Source organism: Acidaminococcales bacterium, assembly GCA_031290885.1.
GTDB lineage: Bacteria > Bacillota > Negativicutes > Acidaminococcales > JAISLQ01 > JAISLQ01.
This window is the reverse complement of the sequence record JAISLQ010000028.1, coordinates 1-21,391: the sequence shown is the minus strand read 5'-3', so window position 1 is coordinate 21,391 and position 21,391 is coordinate 1. Positions and strand designations below refer to the sequence as shown.

22 protein-coding genes, 1 pseudogene and 1 riboswitch are annotated in these 21,391 nt (G+C 50.4%); of the genes and pseudogenes, 11 read left to right on the top strand and 12 right to left on the bottom strand.

Annotated elements, in window-relative coordinates; translation table 11 throughout:
* Nucleotides 1-3 precede the first annotated feature (3 nt).
* The 4 genes and pseudogenes from LBO03_03605 to LBO03_03590 form a co-directional block, all read right to left on the bottom strand.
* Nucleotides 4-606 (bottom strand): ABC transporter permease, encoded by a 603-nt coding sequence (locus LBO03_03605; protein ID MDR3348680.1) that lies wholly within the window; start codon nucleotides 604-606, stop codon nucleotides 4-6.
* 72 nt (nucleotides 607-678) lie between these two features.
* Nucleotides 679-825, bottom strand: a pseudogene (locus tag LBO03_03600) (hypothetical protein).
* A gap of 12 nt (nucleotides 826-837) precedes the next feature.
* The gene (locus LBO03_03595) at nucleotides 838-1,788 is read right to left on the bottom strand and encodes an ABC transporter permease (protein ID MDR3348679.1); all 951 of its coding nucleotides are present in this window, start codon (nucleotides 1,786-1,788) and stop codon (nucleotides 838-840) included.
* 173 nt (nucleotides 1,789-1,961) lie between these two features.
* Complete coding sequence (locus LBO03_03590; GenBank protein MDR3348678.1) at nucleotides 1,962-3,407, bottom strand: ABC transporter substrate-binding protein; 1,446 nt, start codon at nucleotides 3,405-3,407, stop codon at nucleotides 1,962-1,964.
* A gap of 705 nt (nucleotides 3,408-4,112) precedes the next feature.
* Between LBO03_03590 and LBO03_03585 the strand changes: the two genes are divergently transcribed.
* The 4 genes from LBO03_03585 to LBO03_03570 are packed head-to-tail and all read left to right on the top strand — an operon-like array spanning nucleotide 4,113 to nucleotide 7,260.
* Entirely contained in the window at nucleotides 4,113-5,189 is a 1,077-nt protein-coding gene (locus LBO03_03585; protein MDR3348677.1) for an efflux RND transporter periplasmic adaptor subunit, read from the top strand.
* A 13-nt stretch (nucleotides 5,190-5,202) separates the two neighbouring features.
* Nucleotides 5,203-5,880 (top strand): ABC transporter ATP-binding protein, encoded by a 678-nt coding sequence (locus tag LBO03_03580; GenBank protein ID MDR3348676.1) that lies wholly within the window; start codon nucleotides 5,203-5,205, stop codon nucleotides 5,878-5,880.
* A gap of 5 nt (nucleotides 5,881-5,885) precedes the next feature.
* Complete coding sequence (locus LBO03_03575; protein MDR3348675.1) at nucleotides 5,886-7,100, top strand: ABC transporter permease; 1,215 nt, start codon at nucleotides 5,886-5,888, stop codon at nucleotides 7,098-7,100.
* Nucleotides 7,093-7,260, top strand: a complete 168-nt coding sequence (locus LBO03_03570) for a hypothetical protein (protein ID MDR3348674.1) — start codon at nucleotides 7,093-7,095, stop codon at nucleotides 7,258-7,260. Before LBO03_03575 ends, LBO03_03570 begins: the two co-directional genes overlap by 8 nt.
* Here LBO03_03570 and thiE read toward each other — a convergent pair.
* Genes thiE through thiW form a run of 3 tightly spaced genes read right to left on the bottom strand, consistent with a single transcriptional unit; the run spans nucleotide 7,251 to nucleotide 9,257 of the window.
* On the bottom strand, nucleotides 7,251-7,922 hold the full coding sequence (thiE, locus tag LBO03_03565) for a thiamine phosphate synthase (protein MDR3348673.1): 672 nt from the start codon (nucleotides 7,920-7,922) through the stop codon (nucleotides 7,251-7,253). The genes LBO03_03570 and thiE overlap by 10 nt on opposite strands.
* The gene (thiM, locus tag LBO03_03560) at nucleotides 7,909-8,733 is read right to left on the bottom strand and encodes a hydroxyethylthiazole kinase (GenBank protein MDR3348672.1); all 825 of its coding nucleotides are present in this window, start codon (nucleotides 8,731-8,733) and stop codon (nucleotides 7,909-7,911) included. Before thiM ends, thiE begins: the two co-directional genes overlap by 14 nt.
* On the bottom strand, nucleotides 8,730-9,257 hold the full coding sequence (gene thiW, locus LBO03_03555; GenBank protein ID MDR3348671.1) for an energy coupling factor transporter S component ThiW: 528 nt from the start codon (nucleotides 9,255-9,257) through the stop codon (nucleotides 8,730-8,732). Before thiW ends, thiM begins: the two co-directional genes overlap by 4 nt.
* Nucleotides 9,258-9,531: 274 nt before the next feature.
* A riboswitch (TPP riboswitch) is annotated at nucleotides 9,532-9,644 on the bottom strand.
* A gap of 273 nt (nucleotides 9,645-9,917) precedes the next feature.
* On the opposite strand from thiW, the gene LBO03_03550 reads away from it, so the two are divergent.
* Both LBO03_03550 and LBO03_03545 read left to right on the top strand, forming a co-directional pair.
* Nucleotides 9,918-10,175, top strand: a complete 258-nt coding sequence (locus tag LBO03_03550; GenBank protein MDR3348670.1) for a hypothetical protein — start codon at nucleotides 9,918-9,920, stop codon at nucleotides 10,173-10,175.
* 178 nt (nucleotides 10,176-10,353) lie between these two features.
* A complete protein-coding gene (locus LBO03_03545) occupies nucleotides 10,354-11,334 on the top strand; it encodes a hypothetical protein (GenBank protein ID MDR3348669.1) in 981 nt (326 codons plus the stop codon).
* Here the strand turns inward: LBO03_03545 and dcm are convergent.
* Together dcm and LBO03_03535 are read right to left on the bottom strand one after the other, a co-directional pair.
* On the bottom strand, nucleotides 11,320-12,747 hold the full coding sequence (gene dcm, locus LBO03_03540; protein ID MDR3348668.1) for a DNA (cytosine-5-)-methyltransferase: 1,428 nt from the start codon (nucleotides 12,745-12,747) through the stop codon (nucleotides 11,320-11,322). The two genes, LBO03_03545 and dcm, sit on opposite strands and share 15 nt — an antisense overlap.
* Nucleotides 12,737-12,967, bottom strand: a complete 231-nt coding sequence (locus LBO03_03535) for a helix-turn-helix transcriptional regulator (GenBank protein MDR3348667.1) — start codon at nucleotides 12,965-12,967, stop codon at nucleotides 12,737-12,739. The genes dcm and LBO03_03535 overlap by 11 nt, the downstream gene beginning before the upstream one ends.
* Nucleotides 12,968-13,246: 279 nt before the next feature.
* Between LBO03_03535 and LBO03_03530 the strand changes: the two genes are divergently transcribed.
* From LBO03_03530 to LBO03_03510, 5 genes are all read left to right on the top strand, one after another.
* Nucleotides 13,247-13,825 (top strand): recombinase family protein, encoded by a 579-nt coding sequence (locus LBO03_03530; protein MDR3348666.1) that lies wholly within the window; start codon nucleotides 13,247-13,249, stop codon nucleotides 13,823-13,825.
* Between the two features lie 647 nt (nucleotides 13,826-14,472).
* Nucleotides 14,473-14,664, top strand: coding sequence for a transposon-encoded TnpW family protein (locus LBO03_03525; protein MDR3348665.1), 192 nt, complete (start codon nucleotides 14,473-14,475; stop codon nucleotides 14,662-14,664).
* Between the two features lie 55 nt (nucleotides 14,665-14,719).
* Nucleotides 14,720-16,435: a DUF4368 domain-containing protein gene (locus LBO03_03520; protein MDR3348664.1), complete on the top strand. Its 1,716-nt coding sequence runs from the start codon at nucleotides 14,720-14,722 to the stop codon at nucleotides 16,433-16,435.
* A gap of 81 nt (nucleotides 16,436-16,516) precedes the next feature.
* Nucleotides 16,517-16,927 (top strand): DUF3847 domain-containing protein, encoded by a 411-nt coding sequence (locus LBO03_03515; GenBank protein MDR3348663.1) that lies wholly within the window; start codon nucleotides 16,517-16,519, stop codon nucleotides 16,925-16,927.
* 131 nt (nucleotides 16,928-17,058) lie between these two features.
* Nucleotides 17,059-18,531 (top strand): MobA/MobL family protein, encoded by a 1,473-nt coding sequence (locus tag LBO03_03510; protein ID MDR3348662.1) that lies wholly within the window; start codon nucleotides 17,059-17,061, stop codon nucleotides 18,529-18,531.
* 60 nt (nucleotides 18,532-18,591) lie between these two features.
* On the opposite strand, the gene LBO03_03505 is transcribed toward LBO03_03510, so the two are convergent.
* The 3 genes from LBO03_03505 to LBO03_03495 form a co-directional block, all read right to left on the bottom strand.
* Nucleotides 18,592-20,034: a hypothetical protein gene (locus tag LBO03_03505; GenBank protein MDR3348661.1), complete on the bottom strand. Its 1,443-nt coding sequence runs from the start codon at nucleotides 20,032-20,034 to the stop codon at nucleotides 18,592-18,594.
* Nucleotides 20,031-21,035 (bottom strand): hypothetical protein, encoded by a 1,005-nt coding sequence (locus LBO03_03500; protein MDR3348660.1) that lies wholly within the window; start codon nucleotides 21,033-21,035, stop codon nucleotides 20,031-20,033. Before LBO03_03500 ends, LBO03_03505 begins: the two co-directional genes overlap by 4 nt.
* Before the next feature lie 24 nt (nucleotides 21,036-21,059).
* Nucleotides 21,060-21,391 (bottom strand): hypothetical protein (locus LBO03_03495; protein ID MDR3348659.1); only part of this gene is annotated, 332 nt, incomplete at its 5' end.

Genomic DNA, 21,391 nt, shown 5'->3' with positions numbered 1-21,391 from the left:
CGTCTAATATCTGATTTTGGGATCCAGCCAATCGCGCAATCCGTCCCCCAATGTGTTGATGCAATATACCGCAGTTACAACAACCGTGCCGGGAATCAACAAAAAATATGGCGAAGTTCTGACATATTTTCTGGCTTCGTTCAAAATAATGCCCCAAGACGCCGTTTCCGGCGATAAACCTAAGCCCAGGAAAGTTAAGCTGGCTTCTTCCAAAATGACAAACGCCATCGTCATAGTAAGCCGGACTATCAGCGGAGAAATGCATTCGGGGAAAATATATTTCCACATGATGCGACCGTCAGACGCTCCCATAGAACGCGCCGCCTCCACGTAGTCCAGATTTTTGACGCTGATAACGGTTGCCCTTACTGTCCGCACAATACGGGGGAGATTGGATATGGTCAATGCTATTACCATATTATCTATGCCCGTTCCCAAAACAGCGACAAGCGCCATGGCCAGCAACAAAGAAGGCAGCGCCATCAGCCCGTCCATGACGCACATGACAACCAGTTCCATTTTTTTGTAATATCCGGCAAACATGCCCAAAATACTGCCGCAAAAACCACCGATTAAAACTACGCTGAATGATATGGTCAAGGACAATCTAGCCCCATACACCACTCTGGAAAAAATATCCCGGCCAAAACCATCCGTTCCAAACCAGTGGCTCGCATTCGGAGGCAATAATAATTTATAAACATCGACTTTATTGGGATCGTATCCTGCAATAATAGGGGCAAAGACGGCACAGGCCAATATGATGACGAAAATAACGCCGGCTGACGCCATATTTTTATTGCGGAAAAGATTATTCAGCACCATGGTTCTTCCCTTTTACCCAATATCGGCTCTCGGATCAAAAAATTTATAAAGAATATCGACCGCCGTATTGATCGCGACATATATCACCGCGATACCCAAAATATATCCCTGTATCAATGGATAGTCTCTTCTTAACAAGGCAAAATAAGCAACCTGTCCAATTCCGGCGATGTTAAATATTGTTTCGATGACAACTGCCCCTGCCGCTAACTGAGCGATGGAAAAGCCAATTTGCGTTAAAATCGGCGCCATCGCGTTTTGTAACGCATGCAGCATAATTACCCTATATTCTTTTAATCCCTTGGCCCTGGCAGTTCTGATATAATTTTCGCCTAACACATCCAGCATGGCCGAGCGCGTTACCCGGGCGATACTGGCAGCCCGCTGCAGCCCCAAGGTCATGGACGGCAACGTCAGATACACAAATACCGCCTTTAATAAGCCCACTTCCTCGATTCCCCTGTATCCCACGGAAGGGAACATTCCCAAAGACAGCGAAAAAATCATAATCAATAACAATCCCAATAAAAACGCCGGCGTAGACATGCCCAGCATCGTAATGCCCATACACAATCTATCCGGCAGCTCATTGCGCTTGACCGCCGATACGACGCCTACCGGAATGCCTATCAATACCGCGACGACCATGGCATATACAATAATGATTATTGTAGGTTCCATTTTTTCCGCGAGAACATTTACGACCGGGCTATTGTAGTAAATGGAATTTCCCAGATCTCCGCGCAAAGCAGATAAGGACCATTTACCGAATTGAACCATGATTGGCTGATCCAAACCCATTTTTTTCGTTAATATTTGTACATCTTCCGGCGTGGCGTCCGATCCTAACATTACTTCAACAGGATTGCCCGGGATCAAATGAATAATAAAAAATACCAATATCCCCACGACGACAACAATCGGCATTCCGGCCAGTATTCTTTTGAAGATATACTTTGGCACAAGAACCTCCCATATTTTACTTGCATAATTTTAACATAGAAAAAACTTGCCGTTCTTCCGCCGATTAAACATTGCGCCATGATACGCGGCCGTTGCATTTATGGAAAACAATCGACCGGCCGCGGACAAAATGCGCAATGTTCATTCGGCATTTCAATAGCTGAGAACCCAACTTATTTGGAAAGCCATATATTCCAGTAATAAGGCTCCGAACCGGCATACCTGGCATTATTGACCTTGTTCGAAAGCAAGACGCAATTTCTTCTTTCGCCAAACGTAATGACCGGTATTTCCCGGTAAATAAGATCTGTCATGTTGTGCCACAATTCTTTTTTCTGCGCAACATCTACTGTAACCGCCATTTTTTCCATCAGGGCGTTCTTTTGCCCCGATATCCAAAACCCCGGCCAGCTGTCGCCAAGAAATGCCATCATAGCCGGATCGGCTTTGGCTGTAAATCCAACGGCGAATAAATCGTACTTGGACGGATCGTTTCTTATGGAATACAAGGTTGCCTGATCTACTACCTGCAAATCAACATTAATGCCAATTTCCTTCATTCTGTTTGCAACCATCAACGCTGTTTGATAATAATAAGAAACATCCTGGGAAGTTAGGAATACGACTTTCTCGTTGTTATAGCCGGATTCTTTCAAAAGCTGTTTCGCTTTGCCCAAATCAGGCTTGTTATAAAGGGCATTGCTATATTCATACATGCTGCCAATCGGCGCCCACGAACCGGTCAAATCATAAAGTTCCGGATTGCCGAAGGCGGCTTTCATGATGGCATCCATATCCAGGCTTACCAATACGGCCTGTCTGAATTTCACGTTTGCGGCCGGACCTTGTTTTTTGTTAAATACCAACGACGGTTTTGTGCCATCTTGAATCAATTCAAATTTTATCTTGGAATTGCCCTTCAAAGACGCATAAACGCTGTTGTCTACATTTCTCACATAATCATATTCACCGGAGAGTACGCCGTTTGCTTTGGCATCCATATCTTTAACAAAATAGAAAGCGATTCTGTCGCTGTAGGCGTATTTATTGCCGGCCGGCCCGCCGCATTTGTTGCCGGTTGCCTTGTAGTCGGCAAAACGCTCTGTCATAACATAAGAATCTTGCTTCCACTCTACTAATTTATACGGGCCAGTGCCAATAATCTTGGAAGCATTAATTACCGGCGAACTCGGATATTCTTCACACACTGCTTTGGGCATTACATAAGCTCCCATATATTCGTAAGCCAAAGAGGTAAGGGCCAAACCCGCAACGGACTTGAATTTGATTACGACAGTTTTCTCGTCTGCCGCAGAGATAGAATCCATATATTTGCCTACATAAGACTTGCCGAAAGACACATTGTTAGCCCAGCGGCTGATAGATGCCGCAACATCTTCCGCCTTGACCGGGCTGCCATTATGGAATTTCACTCCATCGCGCAGCGTCAGGGTTAAAGTCAAAGCGTCGCCGCTGTACTTATATGTGCATAAACCGGTTTGGACGCCGCCGTTCTCATCCAAAGACAGCGGCGTCTCGAAAATGTGCCTTGACATAGGTTCGTCGGCAGCTTCCATCTGGGGATCCAGCGAACTGACCGTGGCAACTACAACCTTCAATGTCCCGCCGTATTGCGGTTTCCCAGGGTCGTTGCTTTTAGCGGGAGCGGTTGAACTGCCTCCGCAGCCACTTAAAGCAAACAATGTTGCGCATAATAAAATCATCGCGCAGAAAAGGGAATGCAATTTACTATTCTTCATAAAAACCCTCCTGATCTTAAATTTATTGACCGGCAACAATTAGTTGCCATGCGGCGCATTGACAGGTAATGTTAAGCAGCAAGGGGCATCGGCATTATTTTTTCTTAGCGAAATCCGATGCTTTTCAAACGCTTTTATTTTTAAAATACATTTTTAATGCATTAACATTCAAATCGCTTTTATAATACGCGAACTAAAAACAATTGTCAACAAGAAAGTTTGCCAATCAGTTTGCCTTGAAGATATATAAATTGCAGGACATATCGCGCCGTATAGCTTGCTGAGGCGGGCATTTTTTAACTTAGCAAGCGTACCGGCCGCAAGCTTGCGGCTGTTTCCCGTTGGGCTGCGGCAGAGCTATATGCCGCCTGCCGCAAAGGGCTTTGACGCCCTGTTCATAAATTTGTCCGCATTTGCTCACAATTATTTCACAGTAGGCTTGTTGACGGGACATGGCAGTTTCTTTAAAATTAAAGCAAAGCGTTGCAAAAAGCCGAAAACAAAAATCCTTGACCGGTTGTTCAAAAATATGGCGGCACTTTATGAGAAAAGAGGTCTTACATTATGTTGAAGATTATCGGCAAAGCCAAAATGGCGCTCGCGCTTTTAGTTGCGGCGGCGCTTGCCTGTTACGGCGGTTATAGTTATTACGTGAAAGCGGCGGCGGACACAAGCGGCCCGCAAACGGTGAAGGCCGCGACCGGCGACATCAGGAACACCGTTTCGGCGACCGGGACGGTCAAGCCAGTAAACAGCGTTGACGTCAGTTCAAAGATCAACGGCCGGATAGTTGAGGTCAAGGTCAAGGAGAACGATTGGGTCAAGGAAGGCGACGTGCTGTTCATACTTGATTCCAAACAGTATCAAAGCGACATTGACCGCACGGAAGCCACGCTTAATAATGCGTCCGCGCATCTTGCCCGCATGGATTCTCTCCTCAGGAACGGGGCGGTGGCGCGGCAGGAATTTGACTCGGCGCGGAGGGACTATTTGGTGGCAAAGGCCGCTTATGACACTTCCGCCTCCAACCTTGCCGATACGATTATAAAAGCGCCGGTGTCGGGGCTGGTAGTCGGCAAGCCCACTCCCGCCGGTCAGACGGTGGCGCCCGGCATTTCCACGCCCATGGTGCTCATGACGATCGCCGACATGTCGATAATGCAGAGCGAAACGCTGGTAGACGAATCGGACATCGGACAGGTGCGGTTGGGGCAGAAAGTTGATTTTACTGTCGACGCCTATGCTTCCGAAGTTTTCCGGGGGGTTGTCAGCCTTATCTCGCGCAAAGCCGAAACCACCAATAACGTCGTGTATTACAAAGTATACGTCGATGTGCTGGACAGCCGGCAACTGCTTTTTCCCAACATGACCTCAAGGGTTACCATATATACCGCCGAAGCGAAAAATGTGCTGACCTTGCCTCTGTCGGCGGTGCGCGAAACCAAAGAGGGCCATTTTGCCTACAAAGCGCTGCCGGGCGGCAAGACGGAGGAAGTCAAGGTTTCTTTGGGGCTCAGGGGGGACGACCGCATAGAAATAACGGGCGGGCTCAACGCGGGCGACTCGGTGCTCCTAAAAGCGTCGGCGGCGAGCGCGCCGGCCAACCGTGCCGGCAACATGCGCGGGCCAAGGCTGTTTTGAGGAGGCGTGGCCAATGCGGACAATAAAAATAACCGATGTTTACAAGACTTATGTCATGGGCGACAATATTGTGAACGCCCTGGCGGGCGTCAATCTTGCGATAGACAATGGCGAATTTGTCGCGATTATGGGGCCTTCCGGTTCAGGCAAATCCACCCTCATGAACATACTCGGCTGCCTTGACCGCCCGAGCAAAGGTTCCTATATGCTTGACGGGCGCGAGGTGAGCGATTACAATGACGACGAGCTGGCGGCGACGCGCAACAAAAAGATCGGTTTTGTTTTTCAAAGCTTTAACCTTTTGCCGCGCATGTCGTCTTTGCAAAATGTTGCCCTGCCAATGGTCTACGCCGGCGCCGCGGAAAAAGACCGCCTGAAAAAAGCCGCCGACGCGCTCGGAAGGGTCGGGCTGGCCGAACGGCTCGATCACCGGCCGAACGAGCTGTCGGGCGGGCAGAGGCAAAGGGTCGCGATCGCCAGGGCGCTGGTAAACAACCCTTCCATTATCATGGCGGATGAACCCACAGGCAACCTTGACAGCAAATCCGGACAGGATATAATGGCGATGTTCAAGGAACTGAATACGGAAGGGCGCACGATCATATTGGTCACGCACGAGCCGGAGATCGCCGCGCAGGCCAGGCGCGCGATTCTTGTCCGGGACGGCCTGATCGTTAAAGACGAGAGGTGAACTATATGTTTTGGGAAAGCGTCGATATCGCGCTGGAAGGCCTCAAGGCCAACAAACTGCGGTCCATCCTGACCATGCTGGGCATAATTATCGGCGTGGGCGCGGTCATAACTATGGTTTCTTTGGGGCTGGGCGTGCAAGAACGCGTGCGCAGCTCTATCGCCAGCTTGGGCAGCAACCTCTTGATCGTCCTGCCTGGCGGCACGACTTCGTCCGGAGCGCGGATGGCCTACGGCACAGGCGCGCGCCTCACATACGACGACGCCAAGGGCATTGAGAAAAGCATTGAAAACGTGGCGGCGGTCGCCCCCGCCGTTTCCCGTTCCTACCAGGTGGTTTACGGCAACCAGAACTGGACGACCAGCGTGGAAGGCACCACGCCTGCTTACATGCAGATGCGCGATTTTTCCATGAAAGAAGGTTCGTCCTTTACGGCGCGCGATCTCGACAGCCGGGGGCGGGTCGCGGTCATCGGAAAAACGGTGGCGGAAAACCTTTTTCCCGGCACGGAGCCGGTGGGGCAGACCATCAGGATAAACAAGGCGCCCTTCAGGGTGCTGGGCGTGCTGGAAAGCAAAGGCCAGTCGGCGGGCGGGCAGGATCAGGACGACGTCATCTTCATCCCTTTGACCACCGCGCAGCAGCGCATGATGGGAATTGCCTACGTGCAGAGGATAAGCATACAGGCTACGGATGAAGCGGCCGTAAATCAAGTGCAGGACGACGTAACGGAATTTTTGCGGATAAGGCATCGGATAAGGGCGGGGGAGGAGAATGATTTTTCCGTGCGCAACTTAGCGGCGGTAATGGAGGCGGCGACCGATTCGGTGGCGACCATTACCGTGCTTTTGGGATTTATCGCGGCGATCAGTTTGCTGGTCGGCGGCATCGGCATCATGAACATCATGCTGGTATCGGTGACCGAGCGCACGCGCGAAATCGGCATAAGAAAAGCGCTGGGCGCGACTTTTCGCAACATACTGCTGCAATTTCTCATTGAGGCGGTGGCCATCGGCATAGCGGGGGGGCTTACGGGCATAGGGCTTGGCGTGGCCGTCGCTTATGTATTGTCGTATTTTTCCGGCTGGGCGACCATAATATCTTTGCCGGCGGTATTGGTTTCCTTTGCGTTTTCAGTGGCGATCGGCTTGTTTTTCGGTTTGTACCCGGCGCGCAAAGCCGCCTTGCTCGACCCGATTGAGGCGCTGCGCTATGAATGACGGAAACTGGCGGGATTGGCTGGCGGCCTTTTTAAATTATCTGAAAGAACCCAAGTCCCGCCGGGAAATAAAGGACTACTCCCTTGCCCTTGCCGTGGCCGCCGCCAGTATGTTAGCGCTTATGTTCATAGGGGGGCAGATAACTGAAATCTACAAATAAGTTTCCGGCCGGAAAGGTCGCCTGTGTGCCGGCGGCAATATTTTTTCAACCCGCGCGCGAAGGGCCCGGACGGCCGCGCCGGGTTCGGAGCTGCGCATGATCGCCGAGACGACGCAAATGCCCGCCGCCCCGCTGCCGCGCAAAACATCGATATTTTCCGCGTTCAGGCCGCCGATCGCTGCGGCCGGTATATTGACGGCGCGGCAGATGGCGGACAGCGTATCGATGCCGGTCAGGACGGTTTTGACCTTGGTCGCCGTCGGATAGATCGCCCCCACGCCCAGATAGTCGGCGCCCGCCGCTTGGGCGGCAGCAGCCGCGCCAACCGTCTTGGCGGTCGCGCCGATGATTTTGTCCGCGCCCATAAGGGCGCGCGCTTTGTCTACCGGCAGATCGTCCGCCCCGAGGTGGACGCCGGCGGCATCTACGGCTAGGGCGATGTCCGCCCGGTCGTCAATGAGCAGCGGCACGCGGCAGGCGTCCGCTATTTTTTTTACTTTGCGCGCCAGTTCGTAGTATTCCCGTCCGCTTTTGTTTTTCTCCCGCAATTGCAGAAGGGTTACGCCACTTTTAAGGGCCTGCTCCACTTTGCGCAAAAATTCGCTTTCGGTAAATCCTTCGCTGTCTGTTACCAAATAAAGCGACAGGTCAAAAAATTTCATCTTCCAGCCCCCGTATTCTTACTTGCGCGGCGAAAACCCGGTCAGGCAAATCGTACAGCCTGTCGAAAAGAGCTGTTTTAAAACTGCCCGGGCTTTTGGCTTTGCGCGCCGCTTCCTCCGCGCATACGGAAAGCAATGCCGCCGCCAGTACCGCGCCTGCAAAAACATCCCCGCAACTGACAAAAGCCGCCGCCAGGGCGCCTTGCACACAGCCCGTGCCGGTAATGGCGGCCAGAAGGGGGTCGCCGTTTTCCACCGCGACAAGCGCGGGCGGGCGGACGATTATGTCCGCCGCGCCGCTTATCAGCACGGCCGTACCGTGGCGCTCTGACAAGCGTGCCGCCGCGTCCGCCAGGGCGGTTAACGGCAGCGATTTGTCCTCGGCGATGGCATCTACGCCGCCGCCGCGCGGCCGGCCCTGGAGCAGGGAAAGCATTTCGCTTGCATTGCCTTTTATCAGGCAAGGGTTGCATTCGGCGATGAATTTTCGCGCAAAATCCAGCCGGAGCGTACTGGCGGCCACGCCGGCCAAGTCAATGACGCAGGGCAGGCCGCCTTCTTTCGCCTGCCGGCCGGACAAGAGCATGGAACGCATCCGCTCGTCGGTTATGTTGCCGAGATTGACCATCAACGCCTGGGCGCAGCGAGTTATCTCCCGCGTTTCGCCGGGGTGTTCGGCCATGACCGGCCTGGCGCCCACAGATAAAAGCGCGTTGGCGCAATCGTTTATGGTTATGTGGTTGGTCAGGCAGTGAATGAGCGGGGCGGCATCCTTTACGGCGGCGCGCAGCGCCCGCAATTCGCCGATCATGCTTTGCCCTCCCACAGGCGATCGATCAGGCGCCGCAAAGTGCCCTGCCTTTTCAGCGCCTGCAGGAAGACTGTTCCCAAAACGCCGCCGATGACCGTGCCGGCGATAAAAGAAGGTATATAAGTAAAAAGGGCGACCTCGGCGTTGCCGTAAACAAAGGCCATGACCGGATAAGAAACCATCGCCCCGATTATGCCCGTGCCGATTATTTCCCCGGCGGCGGCGGCCGGCAGATAACCGGTCGCCCGGTAGAACACGCCGGCCAGTGGAGCGCCGAAAACCGCGCCGGTCAGTGCCAGCAGGTTGATGCCCAGAAGCGACATGCGTATAATGGCGATCAGGAGCGCGCAGGCCAAAGCGTACCACGGCCCTAAAAGCACCGCGCAAATAACATTGATGAAATGTTGCATGGGCGCCATGCCGGGAACGCGCAGGATAGGCGAGAGCACCACGCCGATCGCCGCCAGCATCGATAAAAGGACCATGCGCCGCAGACGGGCGCGGGACAAAGTTTTCTTCTCCACAACAAATACACTCCCCCCGTTATTTTCCTGCCGTCCCCCGGCAAAAACATCAATAGGGCCCGTGCGCTGATTTGCCGCGCCGAAAAGCACAAAACACAGAAAAACCCATAGGTTCGGCGATGTTTTGAAACAAAGCGGGGCGGCAAATCAGACGCAAAGACGCCGCGATTTTAGCCGGAGAAAATGATCAGGCGCGAATTGCCGCGCCGCGAAGCGGCGAGGGCGTTTCGCCGCGTTAGGCAGTCAAAAGCGCCCCCGCGGCGGGAGGCGCTGAAAAAACTAATATAACGCTCCCTACCACAGTGTTAACTGTCAGGTTCAAAGGGTCAGGTTTTAACCTTCTCAACGTCATGGGACGCATCCCAATTAGTTCCCCTGCTTTTTAATATTTTTTCCCAAGCAAACCACGGATGCCGTGATTTTAACCGGGAGGACGACATTATAGGCGCCGCGCGGCGGCGCATTTTAATCATAATACTATCAAGGCGGCTTTGTTGTCAAGCGGAAAAGACAGCGCGCACAAAAATCAATTTTCACAGTTCGCGCAAATGCCAAGCGGAAAGCAATTTCAAAATTAAGGCAGGATCAACGAGACAATCAAGCACAAGGTTTGAAAAAGAGCGCTCAGGGCAATGTCTGTTTCGATAGATACGCAATGCGTTGAGCACGATTCTGCGGATGATATTCAGGCAACTGCTATTAAAAGGCCGATTAAAAACAATAGACTGCCTGCGCAACCTAAACGGCTCTATCAAAGTTACACAACCCACAAATCAAGCTGAAGCGGAGAGCAAAGCGTTTTCTACGGTTACGGTAATGTTTGGCAACGATTCTGAACCGCTTGGCAAAGCCAATCACCTGCTCGTTGAGCACACGCCGGCTCGAAATGTTGTGGTTGCGGAGCTTTTCCGCTTCTGAAACAGATAGGATCTCCACTATTTTCGCAAATGTTGTACGCTTTACCTCTGTTAGACGCCGAAAATCCTGGTTGGATAGTTTGACTGTTTATTCTTATTTCATATAATAGGTATATCACGTTTTGGTTGCGCAGAAAGCCTAATGAAACCGATGATAGGCAAAGGAGAGAAAAAAAGTAATGGCACTCACACCTAAAAATGAAGCTCATGGATTTCAAATCGAAGCTGGGACTGTCGGGAGAAAAAGAGGTCATGCATTTGAAAGGGAACTTGCGGCTACGATTAATACTATCGCCTTATCATGCATCCCTGAAAGACAATTATCACATTTAGAGACGGGCAATCCTGCCTTGTTATTGCTTGGATATATATCTCAAAGCTTGGGGCTAAAGATTCTTAAAGTTAAGGCATACTGGCTTGGTGGCTTGGCTACTGCCCACGGCGGCGATGAGCTTCTTGACGAAAATGGCAATCAGATTACAAAATGCAAATCTGACATATTGCTCGATGTCATTACAAAAACCGGAATTCAACAAATTGGCGTTTCCGTAAAAACTTGCAACAAGCGAACACCTACCAACGACCAAATGTTTTTCACTACAACAAGAGCCTTTTGCCAATTGCTAATTCAAAATGGCATTCCATGTTCAGAGGAAGCAATCAAGGCAATGTCAATGTTTTGCGGTGACGTTGGCTTTAGACCGATTGATACAATGACGAAAAGTGAACTACTTCAACGGGTATCAGACCCGAACAGGTTTTATTGGGAAGAATTGTCTGCCGCCGCCCGTAATGAGTGGGAAAAAATATTCAAGAATTATCAAGACAAAATAACTCTTTTGCTTTTTCAGAAAGCGTATAAAGATGACCCATACCCGCCAGATCTTTTACTACGCCAGACTGTTCAATACAGTTCCTTCGACAGTTGCCAAGTAGCATTGTTTACGATGTCAGAAATAGTGTCTCTTTCCCGCAAACACTCAGGATATATGCTGTCGCCGTACATCATACGCAAAGGCACATACAAGAACGACTCAGCAACGCATTGCGCCCCGAGATTCGGATTCATTCAGTTCCAAAGGGGCGGACAGAAACAGCACCCAACACAGCTACAGTTCAATTTGAAGGCAGGATACTTTAATCATCTACCTACCGAATAGTTGCTGTTTAATGCTATCTGCTATAGTTTTTGCGAGGAGCGGTGGAACTGCGTTGCCAATGGCGCGCCGGACATCGCTCCATTTTCCTAAAAAAACGAAACTGTCGGGAAATGACTGGGCGCGAGTTGCCTCTCGTATAGTTAGTGAACGCGTGGATGTTGGATGGACATTCCTACATCCTGAAATCATGTTGAAATTAGTCGATATAGTTGAGCATGGTTCATCCCAAATTAGACGTTTGTAGGTCGTATTAAAACCGCTTGGCGGACGAAGGGATGGGTCTTCATTTTTGTGAGCGCTATGCCCTTCCGGAACATCTCTCAGCCAATTTATGACATGGTCTGGATGAGTTATTGCCCAATGTAAGGGGTCGGAAGAAATCTCTCCGCTTTCAAGAGATGGCAAGTCGCAAACCGCTTCTCTGAAAGACATGACCGGAGTAATGTCGTTGCTAAACAAGGACGATTGACAAGAGTTATCGTTGGTCGTTTCGGGAAAGGAAAACATTTCATTCGTTTGTTTTACGTCCGTTCCGACAAGAATAACGCGTTCCCTGAATTGTGGCACTCCGTACTCCTGTGCGTTGACGGCTTTAACGGATACTAGATAGCCTATTTCTTTGTAACCCTCAATAATTCTGCCTATAAACAAATTGCCGTCTTTGTCTTTCATAGATGTCGCCAACCGTACGTTTTCCATAACAAAGACTTTTGGACGGACTAAACCGACAATACGAATGTAATGCAGAAACAGTTCATTCCGATCATCTTCTGGATTACGTTTGCCCGCAAGACTGAATCCCTGGCACGGAGGTCCACCAATCAAAACATCGATGGAACCGAATTTTTCAGACCATTTTTTTACGTCTTCGTCTGAAAGCTGTGTTACGTCTTTGCCGAGTAAAATGCTGTCCGGAAAGTTTGCTTTATAAATTGCATTTGCTGAATCATTTATTTCAACGTGACCGACCACATTAAAACCTGCCCACTCAAACCCAAGAGTTAATCCACCGCAACCGGAAAAAAGAGCAACTGCTTTTGGTGTTTTCTCAGATGGTTGAGGACGCTTATTGTGCATATCACAAAGGCGTTCCGCATACTCATTTTGCTCAAAATCTATGTTAGCCATGAGCTTGTTATACTCTTCAGAAGTCTGAATTTGTGAAGGTGTATTTCGGCTTACATTGCCTTTATGTTGAATCCTCTTTTTTCGTATATCAATGCCAAGTTCATTTTTCGCTGTGACGATGTGCCTAATGGTTGTGATCATTTTGTTAACCTGCTCTGTTGTGGGTTGACTTTTGTTTAACTCCCAACTTGAAATCATCGCAGGAGAATAACCCGAATACTCCGCAAGTTTTATCTGGCTAATCCGATGTTCGGTTCTCAATGAGAGAACAGTCTCATAAGTCACGGTTGTTTACCTCCACAGCGCTTGGTTCAAACTCCATAATATCGCTTGTATCGCAGTTCAAAGCGGCACATATTTTAACCAATACTTCCGTTTGCAGGTTGTCACCTTTAGACAGCTTTGCGATGGAAGTTGAGCTTATACCTGCGGCTCGTTGCAAATCCCCTTTGTTCATGTTCTTGTCTAACAGCAAGTGCCATAACTTCTTGTAGCTGATTTTCATCAATGCACCTCCGCATATACGGCAACACGATAAGTATAGCGCGAATTACTTTGAATTTCAAGAATATTGTTGAGTGCGCAAATAATTAATTTGCGTATTGTTTTCAGCCCTACTATATCTTGTAGTGGAGCTTATCACGATGGTGACGGACAAGAACTCGCTGCACGAAGGTGTAAAGTGTTAAGGAGGGTTGTCACAGACCCACCAAAACACAGGCAGTCGGTACGTTTGCGGCACACAAACGGACAGACGCAAAACACCGGAAGGAGCATACCTATCATGAACAAAAAACGAAAGACGGCTATCTACTGCCGCGCCGCGCTCACGGACGAGTTGGCGACGGCAAGGCAGGAAAAGAAACTCTGCGCCTATGCGGAGGAACGCGGCTGTACGGACATTGTCCGCTATCGCGACAGCGGATCGGTGGGAACCACGCTCGACCGCCCCGCGCTGAACAGGTTGACGGCGGACATAAAATCCGGGGAAATCGGAGCGGTTCTCGTCACAAATATGTCGCGAATCGCAAGGATGCTTACGCTCGTATCGGAATGGCGCGACCTGCTCTGGGAATACGGCGTGACGCTTATCATTCCCGCAAAGGGCGAAACGCCGCCACCGGCGAGCGAAATCACCTATACCCGCGTGGGAGATTATCTTCTGCCAAATATTACGCTGTCAGAGGCACCGGACGCGCCGCCGCTCGGACTGTGCGGAGAGAAGCACAAAGAACACTTGCGCCGCCAGCCCGCGCTTTACTCACAATTGTTGCTGTCGGAACGGCTTTATCCGCTGTGCAGAGCGGTTGACGAAGCGGCGCGCGAGCGCGGCGGCAACGCGGACGAACTCATTTACGATTAACAATCGTGAGAATTCACTCCTTATCGAAACCGCGCCGCACAACATTGTTGAATATGAGTTTTTGTGATTGACAATCGTGATCGGCTGTGCTAAGATAACGACACAACCGAATAGCAAACGCATTTTGTCAGGATACGGAGTAGCCCACGCTGCACGGAAGCGCGGCGCGCGGCGGTCTCCGGGAAGCCGAGACCTCCCTTTATCGGGAACCGACCTTGAGCAAGCCGAATCCGAAAAACCCTGAGTTACAGAAAGACGCGCTGAAAAAAGCGACGGAGTAACTCGCCGGGGCGAAGGTAGGACGAGCGGAGCAATCCGCGAGGGCATAAGCGACGACGGGCGGGGGTCAAAGCCGAACGCGCCGAAAAAGGCAGTAGGCGCAGGAACGACGACAGGATTGTCGAATGTAACCGCATTTGTCAATCTATCTTTCAGGTCAATTGTGACCGACAAGATAGTTTTGTGATGCGGTTTTTTTGTTTCCGGGCGACGTGCCGACAGCTTCCGCTGTGCGCCGCCCAATCCACGAAACCGAAAGGACGGTGATGCGGAGAACGCTGCAACCATAAGCATTTTGCGCGATAAGCGCAGCCACCGGGCGCAACAACTATTTCAAAAATCAAACTACAATAACGGGGGTCTATCCGATGACGCAGACCATGGACAACGCAATGGCCGGGAAACACGACGAAATCGCCGGTGCCGGGCAATTGAAATTACGCAAGCGGATAGGCTCGACGGAATACATTGTATCCGTCCGCTTTTCCGAAAGCGCAAAAGAGACATTGGAGGAGAAAATCCTCCGACTGATTGAAAGCGAGGTGCGGAAAAGTGCCTGAATTTCAATCGACAAGTGCCGCAAATGTTCGCGACTGCCGGAAAGATGAGGCAGAGATGAACAAGCAAAAAGTTACTGTCCTGTACGAAAGGCTGCCCCGTGACGACGCCGAAAAAGACGTCAGCACATCCATCCAGAACCAGCGTGATTTTCTTGAAAATTACGCCGAACAAAACGGTTTGAAGCCGTACCGCCATCTGCAAGACGACGGCTGGTCGGGAACTTCCTGGTCGCGTCCCGGTTGGCAAGAATTGATCGCCGAAATCGAGGCGGGAAACGTTGCGGCGGTCGTGGTCAAAACTCTCGACCGCGTTGGTCGGGATTACCTGCGCGTGGGGTTGTTTATGGAACAGCTCCGCGACGCCGGAGTGCGGTTGATCGCCGTGTCCGACGGCATCGACACAGCCCAAGGCGAGGACGATTTTACGCCGTTTCGGGCGATCCTCGCGGAGTGGTACGCCAAAGACTGCTCCAAGAAAATACGCGCCATTTTCAACAACAGAATGGCGCAGGGCTATCATTGCACGGGATCAATCCCTTACGGATACATTCACAACCCCGAAAACCGCCAGGAGTGGCTGCTTGACGAGAGCGCGGCGGCGGTCGTGCGGCGCATTTTCCGGCTTGTCATCGAGGGCAAAGGCGTGTACCAAATCGCGCACATTCTCGAAGCGGATAAAGTGCCGATCCCGTCCGCGCACTTGCGGGAAATGGGTATTGCGCCGCAGCGCGATTATTCCGATCCGTATGCGTGGCGCGGCGGCGTTGTCAGCAACATCCTGGAACGCCGCGAGTATATGGGCATCAAGATTCTGAAAAAGACCTACACCGACAGCTACAAGCAGAAAAAACGCAAGGACACGCCCAAAGGTGAGCGATTGGAGTTTGAGGGCGCAATCCCTCAAATTGTGGGCGCTGAAACGTGGGAACTCGCGCAGAAACTGCGGCGCGTTGTTCGCCGCCCCGCAAAGGACGGCAGACCGCCCTCGCCGCTGACTGGATTGCTCGTCTGCGCGGACTGCGGAAAATTGCTCACCCACGCCCGAAATTACGATTATCAGAAAAACCGCGAGCGCGACGAGTACGTCTGCGGGAATTACCGGCAGGGGACGAAAAACTGCACGATGCACTACATCAGAACCGAGGTGGTCAACGCTTTGATTTTGCGGACGATCCGGCGCGTCGCGGGGTACGTCCAAAAAGATGAAGCGGAGTTTGTCGAACGCGTCCGCGAAGCCTCCAATCTGCAAGCGGAAGCGGAGGTCAAAGAGAGCAAAAAGCGGCTCGCCAAAGCCGAACGCCGCGTTGCGGAACTGGGCAAACTCGTGACGAAACTCTACGAGACCTACGCGCTCGGCAAGCTGCCCGAAAACCACTTCGACCGTATGCTCGCGGAGTACGATAACGAGCAGAAAGAATTGCGGCAATCGATAACAGATTTGCATTCCGCAATCGACTGCTACGCCGCTGACAGCGTTCGCGCCGACCGCTTTATCGAAATCGTGCGGCGGTACACGGAGTTCACGGAATTGACTCCGCAACTCCTGAATGAATTCGTGGAAAAGGTCGTAATTCACGAGGGCGACAAATCAAGCGGCAAACGCGTTCAGAAAGTCGATATTTACCTCAGCTTTATCGGCAACTTCGACGCGCCGGACGAACCGGTTACGCTCACGCCGGAGCAAATCGAAGCCGAGCGCAAAGCCGACGAACGCCGCCGCAAGGAGCGCGACCGTCAGCGCGAATACCGCGCCCGAAAGAAAACGGCATAATCGGCCCCATGCCTCCCGCAGATTTGTTTGCGGGAGGTTTTGTTTTTGTCCAAAACCAAAATTTTAAGGAGGAATACCGCTATGGCAAGACTTACAAGAACCGAAAAACTCGCGAGAATCGAGGAAGAACGGGAAAGGCTTGACCGCGAGAAAAAGACGCTTTTGCAGGAGATAAAAGCCGAGGAACGCAAGGCACGGACGAACCGTCTCTGCAAACGCGCCGGGCGTTTGGAATCGCTGCTGCCGGAGACCGTCAAACTCTCCGACGGGTATTTCAACGAGTTTCTTGCCAAAACCGTCGCCGCCGACGAGGGCAAGCGTATACTCGCCGATTTGCTCGCCGAACAAGAGCTTGCGGAGGAAATCGCCGCCGAGGAAGCGGCGAACGCAAAGACCGCCGACGTTGCGGCGATAACGCCGGAAACCGCCGCAAATGCCGCGCAAACGCAGCGTTTGCCGAACGCCGCGAACGCGAACAAGCAAACGGCATAGGAGCTTCTTGCCCCTTCACGAAGTGCGCACTTATGCCCCGTGACCGGGGCCGTGCGCGCTGCCGCGGGCCTTTTGCGCCTGTCGGCACAAACGAAACGACACAGCGAATTAACGAGAATGGAGGCCGACGCATGGCGATATATCATTGCAGTATCAGGATTGTTTCGCGCGGCAAGGGCAACTCCGCCGTCGCCTCCGCCGCGTACCGTTCGGGAACGCGCATCACGAACGAGTATGACGGAGAAACGCACGACTTCACGCGCAAACGCGGGATTGCTTATACGGAGATTATTCTGCCTGGCCACGCGCCGCGCGAATTTGAAAATCGCGGCGTTCTGTGGAACTCGGTGGAGAAAATCGAAAAGCAGAAGAACTCGCAACTGGCGCGGGAAATCGAAATCGCGCTCCCCGCAGAACTCACGCAAGAGCAAAACATTTCTCTCGTCCGCAGGTTCGTAAAAGAGCAGTTTGCGGACAATGGAATGTGCGCCGACGTTGCGGTTCACGACAAGGGAGACGGCAATCCCCACGCTCACATTATGCTGACCATGCGACCGTTGAATCCGGACGGAACATGGGGCGCGAAAGTCGTAAAAGTGAACGGCAGGAAAACTTATCCCGTTGACTGGGATAAGCGCGATAACGCAGAGTTATGGCGCAGGGCATGGGCGGCTTATTGCAACACCGCGCTCCGTATAAACGGTCACGACGACGTTGTGGATCACCGCTCTTATGAGCGGCAAGGCGTGGAGCAAATCCCGACTGTTCATCTCGGTCCTGTGGCGAGCGGTTTGGAGAAGCGCGGCGTTAAGACTGAGCTCGGCGACCGCAACCGCGAAATCGCCGCGATGAATTCCAAATTGCGTCAAATCAACGCGCGGCTTAAAAAGCTGGAGGCGTACAAGTTTGAGCTTTTGCAGTCGCCGCCGACGCTGTACGAGGTGTTCTCGGAACTTTGCAATCAACCGCCCGAAAAGCGCGGTCAGTCGCGTAAAATCGCCGACATCAAGAACATGGCGGATATGTTGCTGTTCTTCGACAAATACGGCATTGAGACGGTTGCTGATTTAACGCGAGTGGTGCGGGAAATACGCGGCAACTTCGATGATGTGCGCGACGACTTGAAGAAAAACGAACGCCGCTTGAAAACGCTTGACGAGCATATCAAGCACAGCGAGAATTTCAAGAGTTATCGCGGCTATAAGGCAAAATACGATAAGCTCTATGCCGAGTACCGAACGCTCAAAAAGTCCAGTGGACTGTTTGCTGAACGCAAGGCGCGGAAAGCTCTCGAAGCCGCCAATGATTACTGCGAAGATAACCGTATGGAACTCACACTTTTCGATGCCGCCGAGAAGTATTTGAAAGGCGTTTTGCAGAGCCGCTACGACCCGAAAAAGCTGCCGCCGATCACGGCGTGGAAAGACGAGCGCGAGAAGAAAACAACCGAACGCGCCGCGCTCTATCAGCGGTATGAAAAACTGAAAACCGAAACTCAAAACATTGAAGCTATCAAGCGCACTATCGATCAGATTATAAAGACTGACGAGCCAGAAATTGAGCGTCCGAAATCGCAAAGTCGCGGATACGATTACGGCAGATGAAATCGTTAAGGTTCAGGGGTACGGGGAGCGGGAAAACCGCTCCCCGTCTGTTTTTCACTATTAGAACGACAAGAGTTGGTTTTTTATTTCTAAAATGTTTGGAGAGACGAAGTCATATAGGTTTATGGAAGCGATGATAATCTGATGCTCCGAAAAATCCCTGACAAGTATTGCTATCATATCCGCAATGTTAATTTTATCTACCTCTCGTCCACTTGGAGAATCAAGGATAAGAGGCAAATTAACGCCCGTGTATCTGCCGATAATCTTAATATAAGACATCTTAAACGCGAACACGATTTTATGGAAAATTGCCCCTGTAAGTGATTTCAAGTCGGAGGTGAAAATGTAATCTTCCGATGGACGAACATAGCGTTCATCTATTCCAAGTTCATTGGCATAAGCCGATATTAGCGTATGCAATTCTCCAATTATAGGATTATTGCTTTTGACGCTCCGAGTTATTGCATCCTCTAACGATTTTCGCTCGGTTTCCAACCTACGAATTATACGTTCGGTTGATACGGCATCAACATTCATTTTCGCCACATCTGCATCAAACGCTTGTATACTTGTTTGCACGTCAAATAAGGTGTTCTCCTTATCTTGCTGACGGCGAAGATTGGCAATTTTATTATCTATCTCGGCCAATCTCATTTCAACCATTTTTCTTTTTGTTGCGAGGTAATTTGCGTCATCTCTAAATCCGATAATCGTGTCCTCATTAACGGGTATTTCTTCGTCAGTCGTTAAAGAACGGACACGGAGTTGAAAAGAATCAATATATTTCTTAAAGGACATGTTTTTGCGAATGACATTCTTTACACGTTCTAACTCGTCAAAAATTGGTTTGCGTTCGCTTAACAAAACATCAATGGCGGTGTCGATTTCATCAATCGGCGCATCATAAGCTATATTCTCACCTAACGCATTTATTTCCGCCTGATACCGTGCAACGTCCAGCATATGCTTGTATTTTTGAAGTTCACGCTTTACGGACGATAATCGAACAGCTAACTCATCATTAGAACGACCAGACAGTCCACGGATAAGCCCTTCTATGCTGAAATGGATGCTACCGATAGCCTTTCCGCGATTGAGCAAAGTCCACCCTTTCTCTTGGTCAACATAGTATGCCCCCAATAGATTTTCAAGAACCTCATCGTTTTGTATTCCGAAAATTATCTTGTGCAGTGCGTTCAAATCAGAGGGTAGCGAGAAACTCAAATCGTCTCCCTCTCCTATGAGCGTAACAATATCACCAAATCGTACAATACGATAAGTCTTGTGGTTAGCAGATATTACGTCCGCCTCGAACTCATAACGAGCAAAGTTTAATCCCCGTGTTCCCGGTATAGGATAGCCCAGTGAGAACATCAGAAAGCGAAGTAAAGTCGTTTTCCCAACGCTATTTTTTTCGCTGTGGACTATGTTCACGTGTGCGTTAAAGTCAAACGTGTCTTGAAAAAGTCCTTTCTTAACAGTAAGTGAAATAAATCTCATAAGTTCACCCCCGCCTTTATCCTCACGATTCTGTCGCGCCGTTTGATGACATTACTTATCGCCAGTTTCACTATAACTTCGAGAACACCTCGTTCGGCAGTGGATACGTCAAAATCATTGCTGTAATTAAACCAGTTATTTTCAATGAACGACTTTGTTTTTGCGCTGGATTTCATAGATGGCTCGTAAGAATTGTAGCCCGATAATACTTTTGAAACGAACTCAAAACGTTCGGAATTGTTGTTAATTACCGCTCCGTAACGCCGAATGATATTATCAATATCTCCTTCGTCATAATCGGCGAGTAGCGCGTCCTCCGTATTAAGGTCGCATATTGAAACAATCAGCGGCCATATCATTTGCTCTTTGGTGATTTTTAATGTTTCATCGTGTTGAGAGGCATTGGCAAAGAAAAATCCTTGCCAAAGGTCAAGTAAGTGCTTGCCTAAGCCCAAATCACTTAGTCCTACCGAGGCTAAAAATTCATTGGTTAAACCTTTGACAACTTTATAACGGTTTTCACCGTCACCGTGAAACTGCATAACATAGACCGAAAATAGTTGGCGGTCAAAATTATATTTCTCTGCCGCACATAGGTTTTCAATTTCCTGTTTACAAGATTCGGGTAAATTATTATAATTCAGTGAAGTGAGTTCCCCGCTAAACGCACTGATGGTTTGCGGGTGGTTGAATGGATTCGGTGAGTTGGTAATGTATATCAACTGCTCTACATTCGGATGCCGAGCGGCACTGCTAAGCGTACTCAATCCCGACTTTAATTTCGAGATTACATTAGAGTAATCATCGTATGGATTGAAAACGGCTTTTGCCTGTGAGTAGACAAAATTCCCACTATTTAGGGCAATCTCAATATCCTCCGTCTGTCCCTCGACTTTTACGGCGGAGGCAACAGTAATGTTTTTGAGCATTAGCATAATGGCTGCGTTGCATTGAAAATCCCAACCGAACGCGGCAGATGACGCATTTGAAGATTTCACCATAACGCCCCCTTTCACAGGCAAAGTCTATTTATTCTTCACACTCAACCGCACTCCCTGCATATCAAGCACGGCGTTCTTTATCCGCTCAAACAGCGCGGTATAGCCATAGCACTCGGCAACAACGCTCTCGAAATGGAGCCTGTCCGCTTGCTCGTACTCTTGAATCGTAGCCATTATTTTGCGAGAGAGCAACGGCTTGAATGCTTCAAGGATTTTGTTCGAGTCGCTATCAGACAAGCGACGCGGATCAAGCATTAAGATTTTCTTGACGTTCTCGGCGCGATTATCCAACGCGCCTAAGCCTTTCGGAAAGCCCGTCGCCTCCGCGTAGAACACGCCAATGACGGAATTAAGAA